The organism is Streptomyces tailanensis (genome assembly GCF_008386495.1).
Classification (GTDB): domain Bacteria; phylum Actinomycetota; class Actinomycetes; order Streptomycetales; family Streptomycetaceae; genus Streptomyces; species Streptomyces tailanensis.
In genome coordinates, this window is the sequence record NZ_VTHJ01000002.1 from 384933 (window position 1) to 391890 (window position 6958).

At 69.6% G+C, this 6958-nt stretch carries 7 protein-coding genes and 1 pseudogene; 5 read left to right on the top strand and 3 right to left on the bottom strand.

The features are described from left to right. Window positions 1-3 precede the first annotated feature (3 nt). The 3 genes from F3T56_RS03640 to F3T56_RS03650 all read left to right on the top strand — a co-directional run bounded on the left by F3T56_RS03640 (window position 4) and on the right by F3T56_RS03650 (window position 2972). Window positions 4-1896 (top strand): ABC transporter ATP-binding protein, encoded by a 1893-nt coding sequence (locus tag F3T56_RS03640; RefSeq protein ID WP_149823167.1) that lies wholly within the window; start codon window positions 4-6, stop codon window positions 1894-1896. A 69-nt stretch (window positions 1897-1965) separates the two neighbouring features. Further along, entirely contained in the window at window positions 1966-2157 is a 192-nt protein-coding gene (locus F3T56_RS03645; protein ID WP_149823168.1) for a hypothetical protein, read from the top strand. Further along, window positions 2154-2972: a class I SAM-dependent methyltransferase gene (locus F3T56_RS03650; RefSeq protein WP_149823169.1), complete on the top strand. Its 819-nt coding sequence runs from the start codon at window positions 2154-2156 to the stop codon at window positions 2970-2972. The genes F3T56_RS03645 and F3T56_RS03650 overlap by 4 nt, the downstream gene beginning before the upstream one ends. Before the next feature lie 25 nt (window positions 2973-2997). Here the strand turns inward: F3T56_RS03650 and F3T56_RS03655 are convergent, their stop codons facing one another. Continuing rightward, window positions 2998-3738, bottom strand: a complete 741-nt coding sequence (locus tag F3T56_RS03655) for a DUF1775 domain-containing protein (RefSeq protein WP_149823170.1) — start codon at window positions 3736-3738, stop codon at window positions 2998-3000. A gap of 223 nt (window positions 3739-3961) precedes the next feature. Between F3T56_RS03655 and F3T56_RS03660 the strand changes: the two genes are divergently transcribed. Continuing rightward, window positions 3962-4654: a response regulator transcription factor gene (locus F3T56_RS03660; RefSeq protein WP_149823171.1), complete on the top strand. Its 693-nt coding sequence runs from the start codon at window positions 3962-3964 to the stop codon at window positions 4652-4654. A gap of 40 nt (window positions 4655-4694) precedes the next feature. Beyond that, on the top strand, window positions 4695-5915 hold the full coding sequence (locus tag F3T56_RS03665) for a sensor histidine kinase (RefSeq protein WP_246203386.1): 1221 nt from the start codon (window positions 4695-4697) through the stop codon (window positions 5913-5915). On the opposite strand, the gene F3T56_RS03670 is transcribed toward F3T56_RS03665, so the two are convergent. Both F3T56_RS03670 and F3T56_RS03675 read right to left on the bottom strand, forming a co-directional pair. Further along, window positions 5899-6198, bottom strand: a complete 300-nt coding sequence (locus F3T56_RS03670) for a hypothetical protein (protein ID WP_149823172.1) — start codon at window positions 6196-6198, stop codon at window positions 5899-5901. The two genes, F3T56_RS03665 and F3T56_RS03670, sit on opposite strands and share 17 nt — an antisense overlap. Window positions 6199-6404: 206 nt before the next feature. Then, window positions 6405-6890, bottom strand: a pseudogene (locus F3T56_RS03675) (integrase core domain-containing protein); the annotation flags it as partial. Window positions 6891-6958: the final 68 nt, after the last annotated feature.

The following is a 6958-nucleotide window of genomic DNA, read 5'->3' on the forward strand; positions in this document are numbered from 1 at the left end:
GGGATGAGTGACCATCTGGCCGGCCGGGGGCGGCACACACGCCCGCAGGACCCGCCGGTCAACCTGGAGAAGGAGGCCAAGCCCGGTGGCGGGCGGCGGGCCATGCACCGGGCGGTACCCCAGCTCAACCTGCACCTGTTGTGGGGCGAGGGAGCGAAGCCCTGGCGGGCCATGGGCCGGCATCGCCGGCTGGTCCTGCTCGGCATCCTCCTCGGTCTGCTGGGAGCCGCGACGTCCCTGGCCCAGCCCGCGGTCATCGGCGGACTGGTCGCCGCCGTCGACGAGGGGCGCTCGCTGACCGGCCCGATCATGGTGGGCGCGGCACTGTTCATCGCCGACGCCACCCTGGGCGCGCTCCACTCGTACGTCATCGGGCTGGCCGGGGAGAACATCGTCTACGACATCCGCCGGACCCTGGCCTCGCGGCTGCTGCGCTCCCGCTTCCGGGCGTACAGCGGCCTGCAGCAGGGCGATGTGTTCCACCGGCTGGTCAGCGACACCATCCTCGCCCGCTCCACCATGACGCACGCGATCGACAGCATCCTCAACAACAGCTTCCTGGTCATCGGCGGGATCGCCCTGATGGCCTGGATCGACACCGTGCTGCTCACGGCAACCCTGGTCTGCCTCGGCGCGACCAGCATCGTCTCGCTCTATCTGGCGCGCGGCGTGCGGAAGGTGTCGGTGCTCAACCAGACCGACCTGGGCAACTTCGGCTCCGCCCTGATGCGGGTGCTGGGGGCGATGCCCACCGTGAAGGCTTCCCGGGCCGAGGCCCGGGAAGCCGAGGGGATCGCGGCCATCGCCCGGCGGGCCCGGAAGTCAGGGATCAAGGTGACGGTGATGTCGTCGCTGCTCGACCCGACCATGAGCATCGGCACCCAGCTCGCCCTGACGGTCGTCATCGGTCTGGGCGCGGCCCGCACCGCGACCGGGGCGATGGCCACCTCCGATCTGACGGCGTTCATCCTCTACCTGTTCTACCTGGTGGCGCCGTTGCTGACGCTGTTCGAGTCGATCGCGCAGTTCCAGATCGGCAGAGCGTCGGTGGAGCGGCTCGCGGAACTCGGCAAGATCGAGGTCGAGACGGGCCCGGGCAGCAGCCGGTCGCCCGAACAGCCGGGTGCCGCCCGCCCGTTCGGGCGCGGGTACGAACCCGGACTCACCTTCGACGACGTCCGGTTCTCCTATCCCGGCAGCGACAAGGTCGTCCTCGACAGGATCTCCTTCACCGTCCCGTCCGAGGGGCTGACCGCCATCGTGGGCCCCTCCGGCGGCGGCAAGTCCACCGTCTTCCAGCTGATCGAGCGGCTCTTCGACCCGGTGTCCGGGTCGATCCGCATCGACGGCACGGACATCACCGACCTGCCGCTCAACCAGCTGCGCTCCATCGTCGGCTACGTCGACCAGGACCACACCCTGCTGCGCGGCACCATCCGGGAGAACCTCACCTACAGCGCGCCGGACGCCGGCGACAAGGACATCGCCGAGGCGCTGCGCATGGCCAACCTGACCGAGGTGATCGCCGGGCTGCCCCAGGGCCTCGACACCGCACTCGGCGACCGGGGCGCCGGTCTGTCCGGCGGCCAGCGCCAACGCCTCGCCATCGCCCGTACGTTGCTGCAGGCTCCCCGGTTCCTGCTGCTGGACGAGGCCACCGCAAACCTCGACACCGAATCGGAGAACGCGCTGCGCGACAGCATCACGATGATCTCCGGATTCTGCGCGGTCATCGCCATCGCCCACCGGCTGTCCACCGTCACCGAGGCCCGGCAGATCGTCGTGCTCGACCAGGGACGGCTGCACGCCATCGGCACCCACGACGAACTCCACCGGCACAGCGACCTCTACCGGCGGCTCGCCCGGCTTCAGGAGCTCAGCGACGTGCCGTCCTGACCGAAGTCCCCGACAGCAGAACAGACCTGACAGACCCGACAGGAGAACAGATCCCGACAGGAGTACCTGATGAACGACTTCCTACTGACCCCGCTCGTGGTGGCCCTCGGCATCGTCGGCTTCCTGATCACCACCGGCGCCGTCAACGCTCCCGCCGTGATCGGCGCCACCCTCGTGGTGCTGCTCGGCGCCTGCTCCCAGGCCAGAAGGAACATCCGTCCGAGGACCGTCCCACCCAAGAAGCGGAGGCAGCACCCATGAGCACGTCCACCGAGCCCACACCGACCACGACGACCACCGCGACCACGTCGGCCGGCATCGTCGACGACATCGGCTACGGCCGTCAGTTCGACGGCTGGTACCACCGGCTGTTCCCCGACGACGCGTCCGTCGTCGCCGAGGTCGAGCGCCTGGTCTCCCTCCACCCCGACCCGGCCTCGGGCACCGTCGAGTTCGGCGTCGGCACCGGGCGGATAGCGCTCCCGCTGTCGCGCCGGGTGGGCGGGATCACCGGCGTCGACTCCTCCCCCGAGATGCTCGACGTCCTGCGCCGGAACCTGACCGACGACACCCCCGTCGAGCCCGTGCACGCCGACATCTGCACCTACACCGCCGACCGCACCGTGGGGCTCGTGTACTGCATCTGCGCCACCCTTTCCATGCTGCTCACCCCCGAGGAGCAGGAGCAGGCGGTGCGGCGCGCCGCCGGTCTGCTGGCCCCCGGCGGCAGGCTCGTCGTGGAGACCCACAACAAGCCGGCCATCCTCGACCTGCACGAGGGCCGCAACCGCGCCACGTACTTCACGCCCTACCCGGAGCCCGGTACCGGGCTGCAGAGCCACTCCCAGTTGCTGCCCGAGTCGCTGTGGCACCTCGCCCACGTCTGGTACGAGGCCGACGGCACCACCCGCGTCGGCACGGAGGTGTCCCGGCTGACCGCGCCCGACGAGATGGACGCCTACGCCCGTGCATCCGGCCTCGAACCGGAGGCCCGTTTCGGCGACTGGCCCGCCGAAACGGAGCTGTACACCGCGCACTCCCCGCTGGCGATCTGCACCTACGTCAAACCCTCGTAGCCCCGGCTCTGCCCCCGGGGACGCGTCAGGCGGAGCCGGTGCGGCGGCTCTTGAGCCACCACACGGCGCCGCCGAGGGCGAGTACGGCGGCGCCGATGCCGAGGGGCAGGGCGAGGGACATGCCGTCGTCCTCCTCGGTGCTGTTCGCCGCGGCCTGCTCCGAGGTGGCCGGTGTCGACGACTGCGGCGTCGGCTCTTTCGAGGCGGTGGTGGGTTCCTGGGTGGGCGTGGGGCTGACCGGCTCGGCGCCGGGTTCGGCCGCCGCCAGGTCCAGGCGGGGCGCGGGGTGGCCGTGTCCGTGACCGTCACCGCTCTCCTCTTCCTCCAGTTCGATCCAGCGGTCGACCTTGCCGTCGCTGTAGGACTGCAGCGTCTTGAAGACCAGGGACTTCGCGTCGGGCAACTGCCGTACGGTGACGACGTATTCGACGTCCTTCCCCACGGCGAGCTTCTCGCCCGACACGGTGTAGCCGCGCTCCGTAGGAGCGAACTTCCAGCCGTCGGGGCCGCTGCCGCCCTTGTAGGTGATGTCGGCGGGCGTGATGCCCTCGGGCAGGATCACCTCCAGCTTGGTGATGCCGGCGGAGGAGGACTCCGACGCCGCGGAGAAGGTCAGCTCGACGTTCTGGGCGAGGGCGCGGGCGCCTTCGGCTTCGACGTCCGCGTGGGCGGCGGCAGGCCCGGCGAACGCGACGGTGGCGGCGAGGACGGCTGCCGTGAGGGCGCCGAGGCGGCGGGCCGTGGCTGCCGGATGGGTGCGGGACACTACGGGACTCCCTGGTGTTCAGCGACGGGGCGGCCTTCGGGAAGCGGACGCCAAAGCGGTGGTTCGCTCCAGGAGTCGGATCGCCCCGGCGGGAAGTTCCCGGCCGATCAGGTGATCCACATCACACAGCCCACCCCGAGGCTCAGCACAGACACCGCCCAACCTGCTCCGACAGGGTCGGAGCACGCCTCGCGCTTCCGACAGTCACGAAGACCTGATCAGTGTGTTGATCGTCGATGACGAGCCCGGGCTTGTCGAAACGTTGTCCGTCGCCGTCGCCGTCGCCGAGGCCGGCTGGCGGCCGTATCCGGCGGGCGACGGGGAGAGCGCGCTGCGGGTGGCGCGTGCTTGTGCGCCGCACGTCGTCGTGCTGGACGGCATGCTGCCCGGCCTGGACGGGGTGCAGGTGCTGCGGCGGCTGCGCGACGAGAATCCGCGGCTGCCGGTTCTCATGCTGACGGCCCGGGACGCCCTAGAGCACCGTATCGAGGGGCTCTCGGCGGGCGCGGACGACTACGTCACGAAGCCCTTCGCGCTGGAGGAGGTGGTGCTGCGGCTGTGTGGCCTGTTGCGCCGGGCCGGAGTCGAGGACGCGAAGTCCGACGACGACGTCCTGGTCGTCGGGGATCTGGTCCTGGCCGAGAAGACCCGCGAGGCGCACCGCGACGGGACTCCCATCGAGCTCACCGCCAAGGAGTCCGACCTGCTGTGGCTGCTGATGAGCCACCCGCGCCAGGTGCTGGGCAAGGCGCAGATCCTCGACCACGTCTGGAGCAGTTCCTTCGATGTCAGCGGGAACCTCGTGGAGGCGTACATCTCCAACCTCCGCAAGAGGATCGACAAGGGCCGGGCGCCGATGATCCGCACGCTGCGCAGGATGGGGTACACCATCAAGCCCGCCGAGGAGGGCAGTTGAGGGGCGCGGGCGTTCGCTGCGGGCGCGGCTTCTGCTGTCCATGGGGCTCACTCTCGTCTTGGTGTGTGTCGCGATGGCGCTCACCACCGTCTACGCCCAGCGCGCCTATCTCCTCGGCAACCTGGACCAGCGCGTCACCGACGCCGCCGAGCGCAGCCAGGGCGGACTGCAGCGCCGGACGGGGGACGCGACGGATCTGGGGTTCCTCAACGAGCGGGGGCAGCCCGCCGGGACGATCGCCGCCCGGCTCGACGCCGAGGGGAACGTCGTCGCCGCCGAGGTGGTCGCCCCAGACGCGGAACCGCGGGCGCTCACGTCCGCCCAGCGGGCCGCCCTCGACGGCATCCCCACCGACGGGTCCCTGCACACCCGGACCGTGCCCGGCCTGGGCACCTATCGCCTCACCGCGATCAGCGGCGACGGCACTCCTGTCCTGGCCCGTCTCCCCATGGACGACGTACAGGACGTGATCGGCAACCTGATCGCGGTCGAGGCGGGAGTGGTGGCGGTGGGGCTCACCGCCGCCGGCTGTGTCTGTGCGGTGCTCATCCGGCGCCAACTGCGGCCCCTCGGCCGGGTTGCCGCCACCGCGGTCGAGGTCTCGCGCTCGCCGCTGAGCCGTGGCGAGGTCACCGGGCTCACGCGTGTACCGGAGGGCGACACCGACCCGGCGACGGAGGTGGGCCAGGTCGGCGCCGCGCTCAACCGCATGATCGACCATGTCGAGTCCTCGCTCGCCGAACGCCAGCTCACCGAGGAACGGATGCGCCGTTTCCTCGCCGACGCCAGCCATGAACTGCGCACGCCGCTCGCCTCCATCGTCAACTACGCGGCACTGATGGACCATGGCACCGACAGGATCGAACCCGGGCTCGCCTGGCGCCGGGTCTCCGCCGAGTCCGTGCGCATGAGCGGACTGGTGGAGGATCTGCTGCTGCTCGCCCGGCTCGACGAGGAGCGGCCCCTGCGCCGCACCGAGGTGGACCTCACCTCCCTGGTCGCCGATGCTGGTAGTTCCGGCTATCAGAAGTTGCGCAATGCGGTGCTGTGCTACCGCCCGATGTCAGTCGTGACGGGCGAACTTGACCGCGGAGACGAGCAGGATCACGGCCCACGCCTCATCAGAGATCACGTCACGCGACACAAGCACAAGGCTGCGCCCGACGACTTCGAAGACCCTCTGGCAACACGCTCCGAGGCTGACCGAGGCTCGTTGCCCGCGAGCACCACGAAGCGTCTACTGGTCAGACGGGATCGGTGAACGAGATCGGCTTGCCGATGGCGTGGGCATATGCGATCTCCCTGCTCGTGGACTCGCCGATATACCCGCCGGGGTTGACGACCAGAACCCGGTCAGCCAGGTCGATCTTGCGCAGGTGGAGGGCGTCCAGCGCGGTCTTCTGCTCGTTGGTGATCAACTCGTCTGCTTCGCCTGGCGCGACGACGATGACACCTGCGAAGGTCAGATCACGGTTCGCCGCACGCATCTCGTCCACGAACCGGGTAGAGCCGCAGATGCAGACGATCTCAGGTCGGTCGGGCACGGCTCAGTCCTTCGATCGAACGGGAAACCGTCAGTGTGCACGTTGACATCACAGACAGGCACACAAGCCAACAGTTTGCGCAGCGCGATGGACACCACGCGGCTGCACCGTCGCAGGTGGGAGGCGTGGCCCGTACTGGGAATGGCGCTGCTCGACGGCGAAGTCTGGGGTGCACCCGGCTCACCGGCTTCCTTTAGCAACACGGGCTAGGTGTATGAGGGCTCGACGTTGGTGACGCTCTCGCGGAGGCGTGCTGCCGGCGGCTTTCCGGCGGCAGCACTATGCGGCCGGTGGTAGTTGTAGTGGATGTTCCACACTGTGATCGCGGCTGACCGGGCGTCCTCGCTGGTGAACTCGCGGGCGTAGAGGACTTCCTCGGCCATGATGCGCTGGTAGCGCTCCACCTTCCCGTTGTGCCGAGGTGTGTATGGCTTGGTTCTCTGATGCCGGGTGCCTTGCCCGACGATGCGGGCGAAGTCGCCGGAGCGGTAGCAAGCGCCATTGTCGGTGACGACCCGGTGGATGTGGTTGATGCCGTGGGCGGCGAACCAGACCTTCGCCCGGGCGAGGAAAGCAGCAGCCGTCGCGCCCTTCTCATCGCCCAGCGGTTCTGTGTAGGCGAGCCGTGAGAAACCATCGACGACGGAGTGCAGGTAGACGTAGCCACGCTTCGCCCCGGCCGACTTCGCCCGACTAGGGCCTGTTCTGAGTTGAGATCACGGGAGGGCTGGCAGGCTGCGTAGCCAGAGGATGGAGCCGC